13 protein-coding genes and 1 pseudogene are annotated in these 20,101 nt (G+C 31.2%); 11 read left to right on the top strand and 3 right to left on the bottom strand.

Going from position 1 to position 20,101, the window contains the following annotated elements; translation table 11 throughout:
• Nucleotides 1–471: 471 nt before the first annotated feature.
• The 11 genes from QLS31_RS15270 to QLS31_RS15320 all read left to right on the top strand — a co-directional run bounded on the left by QLS31_RS15270 (nt 472) and on the right by QLS31_RS15320 (nt 18,697).
• Nucleotides 472–1,689 carry a site-specific integrase gene (locus tag QLS31_RS15270; RefSeq protein WP_282744561.1) on the top strand — a complete coding sequence of 406 codons (1,218 nt, stop codon included), beginning with the start codon at nt 472–474 and terminating at the stop codon, nt 1,687–1,689.
• Between the two features lie 315 nt (nt 1,690–2,004).
• On the top strand, nt 2,005–2,913 hold the full coding sequence (locus QLS31_RS15275) for a hypothetical protein (protein WP_282744562.1): 909 nt from the start codon (nt 2,005–2,007) through the stop codon (nt 2,911–2,913).
• Between the two features lie 144 nt (nt 2,914–3,057).
• A complete protein-coding gene (locus tag QLS31_RS15280) occupies nt 3,058–3,339 on the top strand; it encodes a helix-turn-helix domain-containing protein (protein ID WP_282744563.1) in 282 nt (93 codons plus the stop codon).
• A gap of 97 nt (nt 3,340–3,436) precedes the next feature.
• The gene (locus tag QLS31_RS15285) at nt 3,437–5,530 is read left to right on the top strand and encodes a VapE domain-containing protein (protein WP_282744564.1); all 2,094 of its coding nucleotides are present in this window, start codon (nt 3,437–3,439) and stop codon (nt 5,528–5,530) included.
• A 549-nt stretch (nt 5,531–6,079) separates the two neighbouring features.
• Nucleotides 6,080–8,506, top strand: a complete 2,427-nt coding sequence (locus QLS31_RS15290; RefSeq protein WP_282744565.1) for a type I restriction-modification system subunit M — start codon at nt 6,080–6,082, stop codon at nt 8,504–8,506.
• Nucleotides 8,507–8,700: 194 nt separating this feature from the next.
• Entirely contained in the window at nt 8,701–9,384 is a 684-nt protein-coding gene (locus QLS31_RS15295) for an Abi family protein (protein ID WP_282744566.1), read from the top strand.
• 3 nt (nt 9,385–9,387) lie between these two features.
• A complete protein-coding gene (locus QLS31_RS15300) occupies nt 9,388–10,629 on the top strand; it encodes a restriction endonuclease subunit S (RefSeq protein WP_282744567.1) in 1,242 nt (413 codons plus the stop codon).
• A gap of 19 nt (nt 10,630–10,648) precedes the next feature.
• A complete protein-coding gene (locus QLS31_RS15305; protein ID WP_282744568.1) occupies nt 10,649–12,430 on the top strand; it encodes a DUF262 domain-containing protein in 1,782 nt (593 codons plus the stop codon).
• Nucleotides 12,431–12,434: 4 nt separating this feature from the next.
• Nucleotides 12,435–14,945 (top strand): DUF262 domain-containing protein, encoded by a 2,511-nt coding sequence (locus QLS31_RS15310; protein ID WP_282744569.1) that lies wholly within the window; start codon nt 12,435–12,437, stop codon nt 14,943–14,945.
• A gap of 1 nt (nt 14,946) precedes the next feature.
• Nucleotides 14,947–17,979, top strand: a complete 3,033-nt coding sequence (locus QLS31_RS15315; protein WP_282744570.1) for an HsdR family type I site-specific deoxyribonuclease — start codon at nt 14,947–14,949, stop codon at nt 17,977–17,979.
• Between the two features lies 1 nt (nt 17,980).
• On the top strand, nt 17,981–18,697 hold the full coding sequence (locus tag QLS31_RS15320) for a SprT family zinc-dependent metalloprotease (RefSeq protein ID WP_282744571.1): 717 nt from the start codon (nt 17,981–17,983) through the stop codon (nt 18,695–18,697).
• 63 nt (nt 18,698–18,760) lie between these two features.
• Here QLS31_RS15320 and QLS31_RS15325 read toward each other — a convergent pair whose 3' ends face one another.
• The 3 genes and pseudogenes from QLS31_RS15325 to QLS31_RS15335 all read right to left on the bottom strand — a co-directional run.
• Nucleotides 18,761–19,621, bottom strand: coding sequence for a reverse transcriptase family protein (locus QLS31_RS15325; protein ID WP_282744572.1), 861 nt, complete (start codon nt 19,619–19,621; stop codon nt 18,761–18,763).
• Complete coding sequence (locus QLS31_RS15330; protein WP_282744573.1) at nt 19,602–19,892, bottom strand: helix-turn-helix transcriptional regulator; 291 nt, start codon at nt 19,890–19,892, stop codon at nt 19,602–19,604. The genes QLS31_RS15325 and QLS31_RS15330 overlap by 20 nt, the downstream gene beginning before the upstream one ends.
• A 112-nt stretch (nt 19,893–20,004) precedes the next feature.
• Nucleotides 20,005–20,101: pseudogene (locus tag QLS31_RS15335) on the bottom strand (IS1595 family transposase); the annotation flags it as partial.

The following is a 20,101-nucleotide window of genomic DNA, read 5'->3' on the forward strand; positions in this document are numbered from 1 at the left end:
AAAGTAAATTTGCAGCCTAAAAAAAGCGGCTTCTTAAAAGGCCTTATTTGAATTGTGGTATCGTGAAATTTGAAGATTATATTAGAAAAAAGAGGTTTTTTCACTGCCTGACGTTCTGGCGCTACACGAGGTTTGGGATTAAAGATGCGAGTTTTTTCGGTTAAGCACAAATTTACCAAGCACAAAACCATCTCTAAATTCAGCCTAAAACCCCAATCTAGCCAAACGGCTGTTATCCTTATTTTGTTACTGCCAGTTCCATTTTGCACTTAAAGAATTGTATTCATTGACTTTATAAAAATGTACTACGCAATTTTAAGCATCAAAAAGTAACGAAATACTTGTTTTGTTATACCTAATGTTGTACCTTCGTATCACGATGCACCCGATTGAAAACATAGTATTTACAGTACTTTCACTCACTTGCATTCCTTTACAAATATAGTACAACATTTCTAAATTCCTAATAGTATGGCATCAATTAAACTAATTTTAAGAACACACCAGGCAGACCAAACAGGACACAGCCCTTTGTACATCCGAGTTATAAAAGATAGAAAAACGAAATTTATCACTGCTGGAGTAAAGCTAAAGGAGAACGAGTGGGATGAAGTAAAGCAGAAAGTTAAGAAGAACCATCCAAACAGCGCGAGGATGAATGCTTCATTATCTCAAAAGATAGCTGATGCTGAAGGTCAGGTTGCGGATATGGAACGCAAAGTAAAATCCATTTCAATCAGTAAATTAAAAGATGCCATAAAGGGAAAAGAAGTGCCAAACTTTTTTCAATATGCTTATGCTCGATGTGAAAAAATAAAAGGAAGCGTATCATTTGGAACCTATAAAAACTACACGCTTTACACTAAGAAATTTGAGAATTATGTCGGCAGTAAGGATGTTTATTTCGATGATATTACAGTTACAGTTCTCAAAGACTATATGGCTCATATGGGAAATATTCTAAAAAACGGAGCAACTACGCAACGTTATTCTATTATGATTTTGGCGATAATGTTCAAGGAAGCAATTAAAGAAGATATTATTCCAGAATATATGTACCCATTCAACAAACTGACATTGAGAAAAGATACTGAAAAAAGAGTATTCTTAAACAAAGACCAAATTGAGATATTAACCAATTTAGACCTAAAAGAAGGACGAAAAGCGGATTTATGGCGTGATTTATTCCTTTTCTCAATTTATGCAGGAGGATTAAGATTTAGCGATGTTATCGAGCTGCAATACACCAATTACAATAGTGAAGAGCAAAGGATTAAAAAAGTAATCCGCAAAACAGGAAGATTGCACCAGTTTAAAATCGGTAAGGTTGCGATTGATATTTTAAATAAATACATCAAGGTAGATGCACAACCAGACGATTATATTTTTCCGATTATAACCGATAAAGTGACCTACAAAAAGAGCGAGGAAATGCGTTATTTTATATCTCAAAGAGAAAATCATTCCGCCAATTTCCAACTCAACCGAATGGGTAAAATAATGAAACTACCGTTTCCGCTTTCTTTCCATTTATCAAGACACAGTTTTGCTACAAATGCGTTAAATAATGGAATGAGAATTGAACACGTTTCTAAACTTATGGACCACACAGACATCAGCACAACGCAGATATATGCCAAAATAATCAGTGAAGAATTGGATAAAGCGGTAGACAACTATATTTTCTAAAACACAACGAAGGTAAAATTTACCTTCCAAATTAAAACGAGAGTAAAAAAACAACTTTTTTACCCTCGTATTAAAAAACACTAGTAAAATAAGGAAAAATCAAAGTTGTTAATAACTCATTTGAAATCCTTTAACAAGGATTTTTTTTAATTTATAATTTTACAAAAGAGAAAACAAGTAATTTTTAAAGCATTCGAAACGAGTGATAAACGAACACTAGTTGAAAACACTAGGACTTCCAAAAAGCAACCAATTTAAAACCGCTTTTAATTACCTTTCAATACTAAATGAATACCAAAAAAAACATACTACAATTTGAATTCAAAGGAACAAAATATGCAAACAGCTCCGTTTGTAGAATTATTGGCAGTGCCTTCGGCTCTGGCCAAAAATCCTTTATTTGATATAATCGTTGATGACAAAATCACAATTCAAAACTATTGCAATGCTTTAATTGCTAAAATTTTAGAACTTAAACAATCTCAATTCCCTGCATTTATCGATTATCAATTCAACCAGGTGAAGAACCCGGAAATATGGATTTGTAAACTCGAAAAATTATTAGCCAATAACGAAGCCTTTTTTAGCTCCAAAACGGCAATGAGTAGATACAATAAATTGTACATTTTAATTGATAAAAAAAGAACAGAGCTGCAATCTTCGAGAATAATTGAGGCTAAAGTAAAAGCTACTAAAAGGCAAATTAACGCGGATACTGACGAACGTTATTTTTCATTTTTTGAAGCAAAAAGCTATATAAATTCTTTAGATAATTTTAACGACAAGATTATTTATTTGATGGATGAAATCTTTGAATATAACCAAGCGGATATCGTTTCTCTCAATAATAAGTTGCAACCATACGACAAACAATGCAATCAATTAATTGAGCAATTACAAATAATGCGTAAAGTTAAAAACGATTTTGAAAAAGAAAATCAAGAAAAACAAGCTACTGAAAACAGTTCAAATATTCCATTTCAAAAAATCAAATTAAATGGTCCAACTAACATAATTACTAATGCTTTTAAACAAATGATGGTTGATGTGAAGCCAAATGGCAAACCTTATATTCAAGGAAAAATTAAAGATATTAGTCAAATTATATGCCTAATATTTGATGATGAAAAAGGCGAACCGCTTTCACAAGCCACTGTTCAAACCTATCTTTCACCAAATCGCACCGACAAAGACCCCAATAATGACATCAAAGTTAGATTTTAGTCCGATTTTGTAAAAACACACTATTTGTAATGCGTATAATAATCAACACCTTACAAACTATTTAGTCTTATCGGACTAAAAAGTACTTATCGGACTTTTTTTTATTTCTTCCATTTGCACCATAACAATTTAAAACATTTTATTATGGAAGCAATTATCTTCACAAAAGACCAGTTCACGGAACTAATGAGCAAATTAGACACAATTCAAAGCCAAATCAGTGTCAAGGCAGATCCAAAGAAAGAAACCTTTTTGGACAATCAAGAATTTCTTTTACTCTTAAAAATCTCAAAACGCACAGCACAAACTTGGAGAGACGAAGGTAAGATTTCATTTAGTCAAGTGGGAAACAAAATCTACTACAAATTATCAGATGTAGAGAAGTTGATGCAAGAGTATTACAACAAATCTTTTAAAGGAAGATAGTTTGAGCAGCTGTAATGGAACCTGTGAAGTTTGCGATTGCAAACTTCACAAAAACGAGAACCAACAATTGGCAACTATTAACCATTAAATTAAAGCTATGGTAACCATATTTAAAAACTTTAATGAAGTTGTAGAACACAAATCAATTCCAACAATTTTAGAAGAAATCAAAACAGGAAAGTACAAACCGGGTATTGTTTACCTGCGTAAATCACTTGCTGAAAACAAGACGGAAGCTTACAACAAAGCCAAAAAATCACTTCCAGCATTCACACCTTCGGGAAAGTTTGTTGGAGGTCGTAAATTGGAATTCCTAGCGGATTATTCAAATTGTATTATTCTGGACATCGACAAATTAAGTGCTGCCGATTTGCAAAATGCAAAGCATTTGGCCAATCAAAGTGAGTTCACTTATGCCAGTTTCATAAGTCCATCTGGAAACGGATTAAAAATTTTAGTTAAAATCAATTCAGATAAAGCCAATCACAAAGAAGCTTTTCTATTGGTTCAAGCTCATTATGAGAATATTTTAAAATTAGAAATAGACAAATCAGGCAAAGATGTAACAAGACTATGCTTTTATTCTTCGGATGAAAATCTATATCTAAATGATAATGCTTCCGTTTTTGTTACAACAATTCCAGTCGCAATTCCCGAGAATGTCATCCCGAACACAGTCAAAGAAACTCAACCAGAACCAGTCGAAAATACCGAAGCAATTTACAACCACTGCATAAAATTCACTGAAAAAAAAGTGCAATTTGTGGAAGGCAGTCGAAATGTATTCGTTTATCAATTAGCGAATAATTTAAACCGTAAAGGTGTTTCTCTTCACGAAGCTTTGGGATATATCTTAACAGATTTTGGATATGATGAAAAAGAAGTAACACAGGCTGTAAATAGTGCCTACGGAAACATTCACGAGTTTGGAAAGAACGAGAAAACCAAAACTGTCATCCCGAGCGCAGTCGAGGGACAAAAACCGAAAACCATTGATTACGACGAAGACGACGAAGACAAACCAAAACCAACCCAAATTGACCGTTTAGAGTTGTTTTTATCAACTAGATATATATTTCGGCACAACATAGTATCTGGAAAATTAGAGTTCCAATATTTCGGTAAAAAGAAGTGGAATGTAATGAATGATTTTATAGAAAATTCAATGCTTCGAGAGTGTTTAAAAGGTCGAATTAAAACCAATCTATCTTCATTACGAAACTTGCTTTATTCTGATTTTTGTGTGCTATTCAATCCATTTGAAGATTACTTTTTCAATTTGCCTACTTATGATGAAAAGACCGATTACATTACCGAATTAGCCAATACAATCACAACAACAAAACAAGAACTTTGGCAACAATGTTTTAAAAAATGGTTAGTAGCAATGGTCGGTTGCGTGTTGGATGACAAAGTAATTAATCATACGGTAATTGTGTTCAGTGGCAAACAAGGTTTAGGTAAAACAACGTGGGTTGAAAAACTGGTTCCAAAACCTTTGAAAGAATATCTTTTTTCTGGAACCATCAACCCAAACAATAAAGATACTTTGGTACAGCTTTCAGAATGTATGTTAATCAACTTGGACGAACTCGAAAATCTAAACCGTTCTGAAATTGGATCACTCAAAGAAATCATTACAAAAACTCAAATCAGAATGAGAAAAGCCTACGGACACAACAACGAAACTATGCCAAGACGCGCATCATTTGCCGGTAGTGTCAACACAGCACAGTTCCTAAACGATAGTACAGGAAGCAGACGTTTTCTTTGTTTTGAATTAGAAGGTATCAAGTACCAGCACGATGTCGATATTAATATGGCTTTTTCACAAGCTTTGTTTCTTTTCAAAAGTGGTTTTAGACATTGGTTTGACCAGGAAGAAATAAAATCAATTACCGAGAATAACGAACAATACCAATTACGAAGTCCAGAAGAAGAATTACTTTTAACGTGGTTTGAGCCTTGTGATAGAGAAAAAGCAAACGCATTTCTCAATACTTCGCAAATAGCTTCAAAATTGGCTGAAAAAGCTAAAATAAACATTACCGACAGCACAATTAACAAACTTGGTAGAGCTTTAAAAAAACACAATTTCCTAAAACTCAAAAAGAACGGAATATTTGTATATGCTTTAACCGAAAACAGTTGGGAAGAAGTTGATAATAGAAGCAAAATAGCAGATGATTAAAACAAAATTATAACCTCTAAAAGCTGCTCAAAAAATAGAGTTCAAAAGTGGAAACGTACCGTTTCCACTTTTTTTGTTTTTTGTTCATTTGGTTACTTCAAATTACATTATTTTCGCAGGGTAAGATTGGTATGTTTTTTTCATCACAAACATTTTTAACTTTATTTTTTCTATAAAAATCGGGCAACATCAGACCATTTCAAAGTATTTTAATAAAGTAGCTGGTATAGTTTGCGCCTAATATTCCCTATAAATCTGTTTTTTTTATACTAAAAAAACTATTTTTATTTTATTCAAAAAAAAGGTACCAATCCTACCCTAAATTTATTTTCACTCTTTTACATCCCGTTGCTTTTTCGTACTATTGTAAACGTTTTCAAAATGCGAGAAAAATAAATCGCAATAGAAATCCCTTTTATTTTGCTTTTTGAATTGTGCCTACACTGTAGGCACAATTCAAATACAGATTAATAAATCTGCAATTAGCTGGAAATAAAGGATTAAGAAAACATAATTTACACAAACAATAAAAATTACAATACCAAATAAATGGCAATCAAAAAATCAGAATTATACAGCTCTCTTTGGGAAAGTTGCAACCAGTTAAGATCTAAAGGTGGAATGGATGCTTCCCAGTACAAAGATTATGTATTGACAATGCTTTTTGTGAAATATGTATCTGATAAATATGCAAACAAAACCAACAGCTTAATAGAAATTCCTCAAGGAGCAACTTTTGAAGATTTAGTAACATTAAAAGGGAAACCAGATATTGGAGAACAAATCAATAAAAAAATCCTAATACCACTTTTCGCAGCCAATGGATTAGAAGGTTCAATGGAATTAGTTGATTTTGATGATGATGATAAACTAGGAAGCGGAAACGATAAAATAGAATTGCTTTCGGGCTTAATTGCAATTTTTGAAAATCCTGCACTTAATTTCAAAAACAACCGTGCCGAAGACGATGATATTCTTGGTGATGCTTACGAATTTTTGATGCGACACTTTGCAACAGAAAGCGGAAAGAGCAAAGGACAATTTTACACGCCATCGGAAGTATCTCGAATAATGGCTAAAATTATAGATGTTCACAAAGCCGATAAACCTTCATTTACAGTATATGATCCAACGTGTGGTTCGGGTTCACTATTATTAAAAGTAGTTGACGAAGCCCCAAAAGGGCTGACTATTTACGGTCAAGAAAAAGATAATGCAACTAAAGGTTTGGCTATTATGAATATGTGGCTACACGGTAACCCAGAAGCCAATATTCAAAGTAAAAACACAATAACATCGCCACAATTTAAAGAACAGGATAAATCATTAAGAAGATTTGATTTTGTAGTGGCAAATCCACCATTTTCTGTAAAAAATTGGAATAGTGGTATTTCAGCAATGAATGATGAATACAACCGCTTTCGTGGTTATGGAATTCCACCAGAAAAAAATGGAGATTATGCTTTTCTACTACACATTATAGCATCTTTAAAAAGCACAGGAAAAGGAGCAATTATTTTGCCTCACGGCGTATTGTTTAGAGGAAATGCCGAAGCCGAAATTCGTAAAAATATCATCGAAAGAAAATATATCAAAGGCATTGTTGGTTTACCTGCCAACTTGTTTTATGGTACTGGAATTCCAGCTTGTCTAATCGTGATTGACAAAGAAAACACCGAGAGCAGAAAGGGTATTTTTATGATTGATGCTTCCAAAGGATATATCAAAGACGGTAACAAAAACCGTTTAAGAGAACAAGACATTCACAAAATTGTAGATGTGTTCAATTTCCAAAAAGAAACGAATAAGTTTGCAAGGTTCGTGACTTTTGAGGAAATAGAAAAAAACGAATACAATCTAAACATTCCTCGTTACATCGACACACAGGAAACCGAAGATATTCAAGACCTTTTTGCGCACTTAAATGGAGGAATTCCAAATCGTGACATAGCAGAACTACAGCCATTTTGGGAAGTTTATCCCAATTTGCAAAAAGCGCTATTCAAAAAGTATTCCGATAATTATTTGCAACTAACTATCGACCATTCCGAAATAAAAGAAACTATTTTTTCACACCCAGAGTTCAAGTCATACAGCGAACTACTCGAAAAAACCTATGACATTTGGAAAAACAAAATCTATGCTTCATTAACGGATATAATCAGCGAAACAGCACCCAAAAAATTCATAAATAAGCTTTCAGAATCATTGTTAAATGACTATAAAGGCAAAGCATTAGTAGATAACTATACTATTTACCAACACCTTTTAGACTATTGGAACGAAACAATGAAAGATGATGTGTATATGGTCGTTGAAGATGGTTGGAATGCTAAGGTTCGTAGAGTTATTGAAAAAAATGCCAAAGGCAAAGAAGTAGACAAAGGTTGGACTTGCGATTTAATTCCAAAAGAGTTTGTAATCAATAGATACCTAACTAGAGAACAATTGGCAGTACAAATAAAACAAGCTGAATTAGAACTAACCCAAATAGAAATTACAGAAATCACTGAAGAGTATACAGCCGACGAAGGATTGCTTGTTGATGCAACCAACGACAGTAACAAAATAACCAAAGCCACAGCGACAAAACTGCTCAAAGAAATCAAGAAAGATCCAACCGAAAAAGAAACGGTTGTCTTACTTGAAAAAGTGTTATTGCTTTTAGAAAAAGAAACCCTTTTGAAAAAAGAAATAAAAGTATTGGAAATCAAATTAGACGAACAAACACTAAAAAAATACTACGAGCTTACCCAAGCCGATGTAAAAACTTTGGTTGTTGATGACAAATGGTTAACAGCTATAAAAGCAAGAATACAAACAGAAATTGATGCTATTTCACAACGATTAACGGGCAGAGTAAAAGAACTGGCAGAACGCTATGAAAACACTTTAGACGAGCTAAACAAAAGCACGCAAGAGCAAGAGCTGAAAGTTGCAGCACATTTACAAAAGATGGGATTGGTATGGAATTAAAAAACGAAACCCAGAGGTATGAATTAATTCAGGGACAACTGGGAATAAGAATATCGATAATGTTTAAAGTAAAAACTAAAAACGGTACTTTATAAAAAAACAGAACCCGGAAACTTGAATTGCTTCAGCGGCATCCGGGAATAATATAATGCAAATATACAACACATTTATACAAAAAACAAATATTTTTTAAAATGAGATATTCTGAATTCGAAAAAGTAATCACTCCAGCACGTTTAGGACGCTACAGAACCGCTTGTGGTGGTAACACTCGAAAGGCAATGACACTGTACCGTAAAAATTTACAACTCTCGCAAGAAATGTTTACTGTTTTAAGCTGTTTTGAAGTAGCATTACGAAATGAAATAGACAAACATTATACCGCAATTCACGGAAACCATTGGTTACGAAATGCCGCAGCTGTCGGCGGTTTTTTTGATAATTATCAAAATAGAAATACAAGGGGAATAATAACTAGTGCAGTTACAAGTTTAAATGCCTCCTATACTCACTTTAAATTAGTTGCCGAATTACACTTTGGTTTTTGGAGATATATGTTTGTTGATAGACAATATAGAGCAGCAGGAAATACCTTACTCGATGTATTTCCTTCAAAACCAGTTTCATCAATTGGGTTTAATTACAATCATACTTACATTTTCAACCAACTAGCATTGATAAACGACCTCCGCAACCGCATTGCACACCACGAACCTATTTGTTTTTTACCTGCACATTCTGTAAAAGACACTACCTATGCACGCCAACATTACAACCTGATTATTCAACTATTTCAGTGGATGCAAATAGACGAAGCTGCATTACTATATGGCATAGACCATATAAACACCATTTGCAACGAAATTGATGCTTTATAAATTATGGAATTAGTAGAAGAAAAATACCAACAAACCGAAATAGGTTTAATTCCAAGTGATTGGGAAGTGAAATCGTTGGGAAAAATAGGCGAATGTATAATAGGTTTAACTTATAGTCCTAATGATGTAAAAGATTATGGTACTTTAGTGTTAAGATCTTCAAATGTTCAAAATAATAAACTTGCTTTTGAAAACAATGTATTTGTTAAAATGGAATTACCAGAAAGAGTTTTTGTCAAAGAAAACGATATCCTAATATGTGTTAGAAATGGTAGTAAACATTTAATAGGAAAAAGTGCTTTAATTGATAAAAAAACAAAAGGTTCTGCTTTTGGAGCTTTTATGGCTATTTATAGAACAGAATTTTCTAAAATAGTATTTTATAATTTTCAATCTAATATTATCCAAAAACAAATTGATGAAAACCTTGGTGCGACAATAAATCAAATTACTAATAAAAATTTAGCATCTTATAAAATTCCATTACCTCCAACTTTAGAAGAAAAAACCCTAATAGCAACAGCACTTTCAAATACTGATAATTGGATAACTAACCTCGAAAAACTACTCGCAAAAAAAAACTTGATAAAACAAGGAGCATTGCAAGAATTGTTACAGCCAAAAGAAGATTGGTCGGAGAAATCAATTATAGAGTTAGCAGAAAATAAAAAAGAACTTTTTGACGATGGAGATTGGGTTGAGTCCGAACATATAATTAATAATGGCGTGCGACTAATTCAAACAGGGAATATAGGAATTGGAAAATATGTTGAAAAAAATTATAAAAAATATATTTCAGAAAAATCATTCCTTGAATTAAGCTGTAAACCTTTGGTTGAAGGCGATTTACTTATTTGCCGATTAGCTGACCCAGCTGGAAGAGCTTGTATATTACCTAATATTGGAGAAGATAAAGTTATAACATCTGTTGATGTAACTATTTTTAGACCCAGAAATGAAATAGCTAACCGCATTTTTTTGCTATATATATTTTCAACATCAGAATGGTTTCAGAAGGTAACAGAAAGAGTTGGAGGTACAACACATAAACGAATTTCAAGAAGTTCACTTGGTAATATAAAAATATCAGTACCAAATAACATAAAAGAACAAATTCGTATCGCCACTATTTTATCCGATATGGACGTAGAAATCGAGCAATTAGAAATCAAAATCGATAAAGCTAAAAAAGTAAAACAAGGAATGATGCAGGAGTTATTAACTGGTAAAACACGATTGGTTTAAAATATAAAAACATTAGAATATGACAAATAATAACATTTTAAAGCTCAAATCTATCTACGAGTTACTTACCGAAAATTTTTATATTCCATCCTATCAACGTGGTTATCGCTGGACAGAAAGCCAAGTAAAAGCACTTCTAAATGACATTTGGGATTTTAGAAATAGCAACCCAAAAACCGATGAGTTTTATTGTTTACAACCTATTGTAGTAACCAAAACAGAAAATATTGACGGAAATCCGTGGGAACTTATTGATGGGCAGCAACGTCTTACAACTATTTACATCATTCTAAGTTATTTTAACAAACGATTAGCAGAAGACAGTAAAGGTCCAATTTTTTCGTTAGAATATGCCACAAGAGGAAATAGTAAAAGCTTTTTACTAGACATTAAAAAAGAAGATAAAGACGAAAATATAGATTACTATTTTATATACGAAGCTTTTGAAACTATAAAGACTTGGTTTTCAGATAAAATAAATTTTATAGGTAATTTCGAAAGTGTTTTATTAAACAACACTAAAGTAATTTGGTACGAAGTTGATGACGAAAGTACTAATACCATAGATATTTTCACAAGGATAAACGATGGTAAAATTCCATTAACAAATGCCGAATTGGTAAAGGCTTTGTTTTTGCAAAAGGACAATTTTGAAACAAAGCACGATTTAAAACAATTGCAAATAGCATCAGAATGGGATCAAATTGAAAAAAAATTACAAAACAATTCTTTTTGGTATTTTATATACAGTTCTAAAAATGAGATAAAATATGAAAACCGTATTGAATATATATTTGATTTAATGTATGATAAGAAAAAAGATAACGAAGATTATTTTACATTCAACAAGTTTCAAAATAGTTTTAAAGAAAGTATTACGAATAATAAAGGAAAACTCAACATCGATAGTTTGTGGTTAAACGTAAAAAAATATTTTCTTACGCTTGAAGAATGGTATAACAACAGAGATTTATACCATTTAATTGGTTTTTTAATAGAATACAATACGGACATCAATACCTTGAAAAAGACATCAGACACGCAAACAAAACTGTTGTTCAAAAAGTATTTAAAAGACCTTATCAAATTAAAATTAGCCAACATTCAGTTAGAAGAATTAGATTATGGTAGTAGCAATAAAGAAATAAAAATGGTCTTATTGCTTTTTAACATCCAAACTATCATTTCAACTGTCGAGGCAGATATGCGTTTTCCATTCGATAAATACAAATCTCAAAATTGGGATATCGAACACATAAACTCACAAGCAGATAGAACTATAAATCCAGTAGACAGAAAATCGTGGGCATTAGACCTTGTAGAATTTTATACGGGTATAAACGGGTATTCGGATATGCTATTGAATACGCTCACATTAAAAGAAATTCAACTCGAAAAAATAGAAACATTGCTAACAGAGAAAAAAGACATCTGTAAAAAGCTAATCAAAATTTTAGATGCAGATAAAGTAAGCGATGAATTATTTCAGTCAGTTTACGACGATATAATTAACTTACATTCTGTAAAAGATTTTTTAGAAAATGATAACATATCTAACTTGGCATTATTGGATGAAGAAACCAACAGAGGGTATGGAAATGCTATGTTTTTTATTAAAAGAAAAAAAATAATAGAAAATGACAAGCAGGGAATATTTGTGCCTATTTGTACAAAAAATGTGTTCCTCAAATATTACACAAAGCATTCTGACAACAACTTAAATTGGACACAAAATGATGCAAATGATTATCTAGAAACAATGAAAGAAGTCTTGAGAAATTATTTGACTAAAAAAGTATAGAAAAATGAGTACATCCGAAAAGAATTTAGAAGGCAAAAGACTATCGTTTTATCAATTATTTACAAATAAAAAGTACAGTCTTGAAATACCGATTATTCAGCGAGACTATGCACAAGGAAGAAAATCATCTTTTGAGGTCAGAGAATTATTTTTACAAGCGTTGTTTGAATACCTCGATGAAGATATACCTAACAGAGATTTAGATTTTGTTTATGGTAGCACAGAGTTAGAAAAAGAGGTTGAAAAGTTCATTCCATTAGATGGTCAGCAGCGTTTAACTACTTTGTTTCTATTACACTGGTATCTATCTATACTTTCAGATAATTTTAATGAGTTTAAAGAAGTAATTTCATTAGAAAACAAATCAAAGTTTACTTATTTAACAAGAACAAGTTCGTCAGAGTTTTGCGATGCTTTGCTAAACAATAAAATAGATTTTGACAAATTATTAAGTTCAGATAAAAATGCTAAAAATAGTTTGTCAAAAACTATAAAAGATTGTGGCTGGTTTTTCCTTTCGTGGGAGAATGACCCCACAATTCAATCAATGCTTACAATGATTGATGCTATTCACGAAAAATTCAGTAAAAGCAAACATTTTTATGATAGATTGGTAAATGTAAATAATCCAATAATTACATTTTTATATCTTGATCTTGGTGAGTTTAACTTGACAGAGGATTTATATATAAAAATGAATTCGAGAGGTAAGACCTTAACTAAATATGAAAATTTTAAAGCCAAATTTGAACAACACATTGGTGCTCAAAAATGGGAAATGGACAAGCCATATCAATTAACGTTCAATAAAATCAATAAACCGGTAACTACTAAAGAATATTTTTCTTTTAAAATTGATACTTCTTGGACTAATCTTTTTTGGAATTATCGAAAGTTAAAGGGAGATCCTAATACTTATGATGATGAGTTGATGAATTTTATTAGAGTAATTGTTACAAATCAAAACGCTATATATTGTGATGCAAGTTCATTAGATATATTAGAGTATTTATTGGGAACTTTTACAGCAAGAAAGCAAGTAGATTATTCTGATAATATTTCATTTTACAAATACCAAAGCTTTAAAGTGTTATCAAAAAAAATGATTAACTATTTAATCGCTGCTTTAGATGCACTAGAAAATGGAAATAATAAAGTCAAAAAACTACTTGATAATTCTTTTTATTTCGACGAAAATAAATTCTTTGAAAAGGCATTATCATTTGATTTTAAGTTGCCAGAAATTGTGCAATTTCATTCGTATTTAAAATTTCTGATTGTAAACAAGAATGATAAATCTGGATTACATCAATGGATGCGAGTAGTTTATAATTTAACTGAAAACACTAACATTGATGGTGCTGCCGAAGTACAGAATGCGATAAAATCAATTGAAAAATTATTACCTCACAGTAATGACATTATAAACTTTCTAGTTTCAAGAAGTAAAAAAATTGATTTCTTTTATGGAAGACAAGTTCAAGAAGAACAAATAAAAGCCATAGTTATAAAAAAATCAGAACTTTGGAAAAACGAAATTGAAACTATTGAGCAGAATTCATATTTTTCTGGTCAAATTAGTTTTGTTTTAGAATATTCAGGAATTTTAGATTATTACGAAACTACGAATGACTTAAATTGGACAGTTGATCAAGATTTAGATTTCTTTAATTCATTTAAAAAATATTCCAATAAATCAAAAACACTTTTTGATATACTAGGAACAGAAACAAACAAAGATTTTCATTTGGAAAGAGCTGTTCTAACAAAAGGCGATTATTTAATTTCTACCACTTACAATCGATATAATTTTTTAAGTACTAAAAAAAACCCAAGAGATTATAGCTGGAAACGACTATTAAGATTGCCACCATTAACAGCAAACGAGCCAGAAAAAACAGATTGGAAGAATAAAAGAAATTATGTAAAGCTAGTTCTTGATGATGAAAAATTTTTTAGTACTGATATCAAAAAATCATTAAAAGATATTTGTAAAAATGTACCTGATGATTGGAGAAAACAATTTGTTGAAAATGCCAATTTAATAAGATATTGTTCTCAAGGTTTTATTAGTTTTTATTCTGATGATGATATAAAGCTTTTGATGCACAAGCAGCTCAACCATCGTCATAGGGAAATGTTCACATACAACCTTTACCATAAACACTTCCAAAATCAAGAAGTGAATTTTCTACCTTTTACTAAAATTTATCAACACGAAATAAAAAGTAGTGATGATTATTCCGGCCTGGTATTAAAAGAATGGTGTCATAATAAAATTTATTACCAATTGGAAATATATAAGATAACTGATAAGAATAAATATGTTATATATTTTTTAAAGTCTAAAGGAGATAGAAATATTGAAAATTACGGTACTGAGGTAAAGACTGTTTTAGCAGGTAATAAAATTAATTTTGATGCAGATAATAAATATTTTATGGCTTCTAAATTTACAGAAGCTAGTTTAATTTCCACTTTAAAAAAGATTTGTACAGAATTTAATAAGTTATAATATGAATAACATAGGCAAATCAGAACGTGAAAGTCAAAACAGAATTATTCAACTTTTTAAAAATGAGTTGCAATACACCTATTTAGGAAATTGGGAAGAGAAACCAAGATCGTTGCCTGTAGAGGAAAATTTACTATTAGACTTTCTAATTAATTCACAAGGATATTCGACAATTGTTGCTAATAAAGCCGTTTTGGAATTAGTCAAAGCAGCAACAAATGTTTCTAGCGGTCTATATGATGCCAATAAAGAAGTCTATAAATTACTTCGTTATGGCGTAGCAGTTCGAGAAGAATTAGGAGAACAAAAAGAACGTGCTTGGTTTATCAATTGGGCAGCACCGCACAAAAATAATTTTGCAATAGCCGAAGAAGTTACTGTAACAGGACAACACTCAAAAAGACCGGATATTGTTATTTATGTAAATGGAATTGCTTTAGGAATTATAGAATTAAAAAACAGCCGTAAAGGTGTTGAATGGGGTATTCGTCAGAACTTGGATAATCAAAAACCAATGTTTATCCAGAAGTTTTTTTCTACAATGCAATACGTGTTAGCAGGAAATGATACGCAAGGCTTACGTTACGGAACCATTGAAACTACCGAAAAATACTATTTGCAGTGGAAAGAAGAAACAGATAAAAAATTTGAATACGCCATAGACAAACATTTGTATTTGATGTGTCAGAAAGACCGTTTTCTCGAACTGATACACGATTTTGTGGTATTTGATAAAGGAACAAAAAAACTATGTCGTCCAAATCAATTTTTTGGTATCAAGGCAGCTCATAAAAATGTTCATTCTAAACAAGGCGGCATCATTTGGCATACACAAGGAAGTGGAAAAAGCTTAACAATGGTATGGCTTACCAAATGGATTAGAGAAAATATTGACAACAGTAGAATTCTTATCATAACAGACCGTGAAGAACTTGATGATCAGATAGAGAAATTGTTTTTAGGTGTTGAAGAAAATATATATAGAACAAAAAGCGGTAAGGATTTAATCAGTAAATTGAATAATACCAGTCCTTGGTTGATTGCTAGTTTGGTACATAAATTTGGTAGAAATTCAGAAGAAGGAGATTTTGATGGCTATATCGAAGAATTAAAAAAGAGTTTACCTTCTGATTTTAGAGCCAAAGGAAATATCTATGTTTTTGTAGATGAATGCCATAGAACACAATCAGGAAAGTTGCACGATGCAATGAAATTATTGTTACCAGAGGCGCTATTTATTGGTTTTACGGGAACGCCATTGCTCAAAAAAGACAAACAAAAAAGTATAGAAGTTTTCGGACCATACATTGGCGAACCCTATAAATTTGATGAAGCAGTTGCTGATGGTGTAGTGTTGGATTTATTATATGAAGCTCGTGATGTAGAACAATTTGTAACCGACCAACAAAGTATAGACGATTGGTTTGATGCAGAAACAAAAGGTTTAACAGACAATGCCAAAATAGATCTAAAAAGAAAATGGGGAACAATGCAAAAAGTATTGGGTTCTAAATCTCGATTAGAAAAAATAGTATTTGATATAGTTAAAGATTTCAAAATAAAACCAAGATTATCAACAGGAGAAGGAAATGCAATGTTGGTATCAAGTAGTGTGTACAATGCTTGTAAATATTATGAGATTTTTCAAAATGCAGGTTTCAAAGAATGTGCAATAATAACTTCTTATAATCCACATCACGGAGATACAAAAGGCGAAGAAACCGGAGAAAGTACACCAACAGAAAAATTATTGAAATATGAAGTCTATCAAAAAATGTTGAATGGAAAAACAACAGAAGATTTTGAAGACCAAGCAAAAACGCAGTTCATAAAAGAACCTGCTAAAATGAAATTGTTGATTGTTGTAGATAAGCTTTTAACTGGCTTTGATGCGCCATCAGCTACTTATCTTTATATTGACAAATCAATGCAAGACCACGGCTTATTTCAAGCTATTTGCCGTGTAAATCGTGTAGATAATGAAGACAAGGAATACGGGTATATTGTAGATTATAAAGATTTATTCAAAAGTTTACAACGATCAATTACAGATTACACTTCAGGAGCATTCGACGAATATGATTTAGACGATGTAAAAGGATTATTGTCCGACAGATACGAAGTAAGCAAAGACCGATTAGAAAATGCTTTAGAAACAGTTATTGCATTGTGCGAACCTGTCCATCCACAAGACGAACCAAGTTTTATAAGATATTTTTGTGGCAATACCGAAAATCCAGAAGATATTAAAGAAACAGAAGAACGAAGAGTAACACTTTATAAATCAGTAGTGGCATTAATCAGAGCGTATGCAAATATTGCTAACGAAATGCACAAAATTGGTTATACAGAACAAGAAGCAGATAAAATAAAACAACAAGTACAATTCTATTCTGACCTTCGAGAAACCATAAAACAAGCAAGTGGTGATTATGTAGATTTAAAAAGATTTGAACCAGGAATGCGCCAATTAATGGATATGTATTTAGATGCAAAAAGCAGTAAAAAAATATCCGACTTTGAAAATAAATCCCTAGTTGATTTAATTTTACACGTTAGTGAACCACCAGAACCTTATGGAAATAAAAGAAGTAAGGAAGCTGTTGCCGAAACGATTGAAAACAATGTAAGAAAGGTTATAATTGAAGAAACACAGACCAATCCAAAGTATTATGAGAAAATGTCTAAGTTGTTAGATGAACTCATAAAGCAACGTAAGGAAGAAACAATTGCATATCAGGAATATTTAGAAAAAATCAAACAATTAGCTAGTGACGTTTCTAATCCAATGGGTAAAACCGATTATCCAATATCTTTAAATTCAATTGCAAAAAGAAACTTATTTGATAATTTAAATAATGATGAAATACTCGCTTTAGCGATTGATAACGTAATCAAAAGCAACAAACTTGACGGCTGGAGAGATGGAGGTTTAAAAGAAAAGAAACTGCGTATTGCTATCAATGAAATTATAAAAGACGATAGTAAAACCGAAGAACTGATGCAAATAGTAAAAGCTCAAAATGAATATTAATATGGAAAAGATTTCTGTAGCTAATCTTACTATTGATATTGTCCGTAAAGACATCAAGAATATGCACTTGGCAGTTTATCCGCCAATGGGTAGAATTCGGTTGTCTGCACCAGAGAAAACGGATAGCGAAGTAATGCGTTTATTCGCTATTTCTAAAATTGGGTGGATAAAAAAGCACATAAAAAACTTCAATACTCAACCAAGAGAAACACCAAGAGAATTTATTTCAGGTGAAAGTCATTATTTATTTGGCAAAAGATATATGTTGAATGTTATTGTACATAAAGGTTTTAACAAAGTAGAAATAAAAGGAACAAAAACAATCCATCTTTTCGTTAGACCAAAAACTTCAACAGAAGACAAAGGGCGAATTATGAGAGAATGGCATCGCAATCAATTAAAAAAGGTCATTCCGGAATTAATTACTAAATGGGAAAATTTAATTGGTGTCAAAACAAACGATTGGGGAGTAAAACAAATGAGAACCAAGTGGGGTACTTGTAACATTGAAGAAAAGAGAATTTGGCTTAATTTGGAGTTGTCAAAAAAACCAATCATTTGTCTAGAATATATAATCGTTCACGAATTAATTCATTTATTGGAGAGAAATCACAACGATAAATTCATTGGGTATATGAACCAATTTTTACCAAAATGGAGATTATACAAAGAAGAGTTGAATAATTTACCAGTATCTCATAACGATTGGGGATATTAGCTGCATAGGATTTTTATAAAACAATCCTAAAAAAAAAATTCCATACAATTACTTATAATTAAATTATTTGCGAGTATTAAATTGATTATTGGTTTTTCGTATGTTATTCAAATAATTCCCAAAAGGTTTTATTTTCTTTTCTGAATTTTCTTCTTCTTTTGCTTTCAGTATAATTTTTTCCGGTGCGTCTATTTTATTTAGAAAGATATTTATTCCGGTTACATTTTGATTTCCTTCATAATTTGTTTTTCTTCTACTTATTTTCAAACCACTTTCTTGAACAATTTTTAAAAATATTGGTATTAAATCTTGAAAATCTTTTTGAGAAGAAAATGTTAAATCGTCAATGTATCTAGTATAAGTTATATCATTTTCTTCACAGATTTTTATTAGTTTATAATCTGTTTCTAGAAAAATAATATTAGAAATATGAGTACTTGTAGGTGTGCCTTGAGGTAATTCGCCTTTCCAAGTTGTCAATTTTGTAATATAAAAAGCAAATTGTTTGTTAAAACCTAATTCAATGAATGTGTTATGAATTTTTTTTGATTTTATTGAAGGATAAAAATCTTTCAAATCAGTTGTAAATACATACTTTTTTCCTTGATGTGGTTTTGCGTTTGTAATGTTACTTTTCTTTTTTACTCCACCGTGCACATTGCTTGGCAATTCTATATCAGAAAGAATTCTATCTTTAATTTTTGATTGTATTAACTTCAATTTTGTTTTTGATGGACGAATAACTCTTTCCTTAATAGTTCCGTCTAAATAGGTTTTAAATTGCCCAGTTTTTTTGTCAATTTTTTGTTCAACCCATTCATTGTAATGAGCATCTATTTCTTGTATAATTTTATCAAGATCATTTTTTGTTTCTCCAATTATTGATGGTAGAAACAATTTATTTCTATACTCTAAAGAACTCATTTATTAATGATTTAACAGATGGATTTATAATCTCAAATGCTTTTCTTTTTTCAGGAGAAATGTCTTCTTCATTAAGTGACATAAAAAACAGGATAGGTAATGGAATATCAAGATTTAAACTTATCACTTTTAAAGTTGATAAATTTGGCTCTTTACTATTGTTTTCAATTTGAGATAAATATGTTTGGGTTATACCACAAGATAACGCAAACTCCGTTTGAGTTTGCCCTTTTTGCTTTCTGATATCTTTAATAACTGTACCTAAATTCATAATAATTAAAATGGAAAAATTTAAAGGGTGTCGGTTGATAATTGAATAATATAATACTTCTTTAAGAACTTAATAGCCATTAGATTAAAAATTTTTGATTGTCCGTTTTTAATCATAATCCTGTAATACTTGCTATTACTAGCCTATCGAATAATTTTTCCTCAAAATACCGTCTGTTAAGCTTGTAAACGAACTCGTTTAGGTATAAT

The organism is Flavobacterium sp. XS2P24, assembly GCF_030010285.1.
GTDB classification, from domain to species: Bacteria; Bacteroidota; Bacteroidia; order Flavobacteriales; family Flavobacteriaceae; genus Flavobacterium; species Flavobacterium algoritolerans.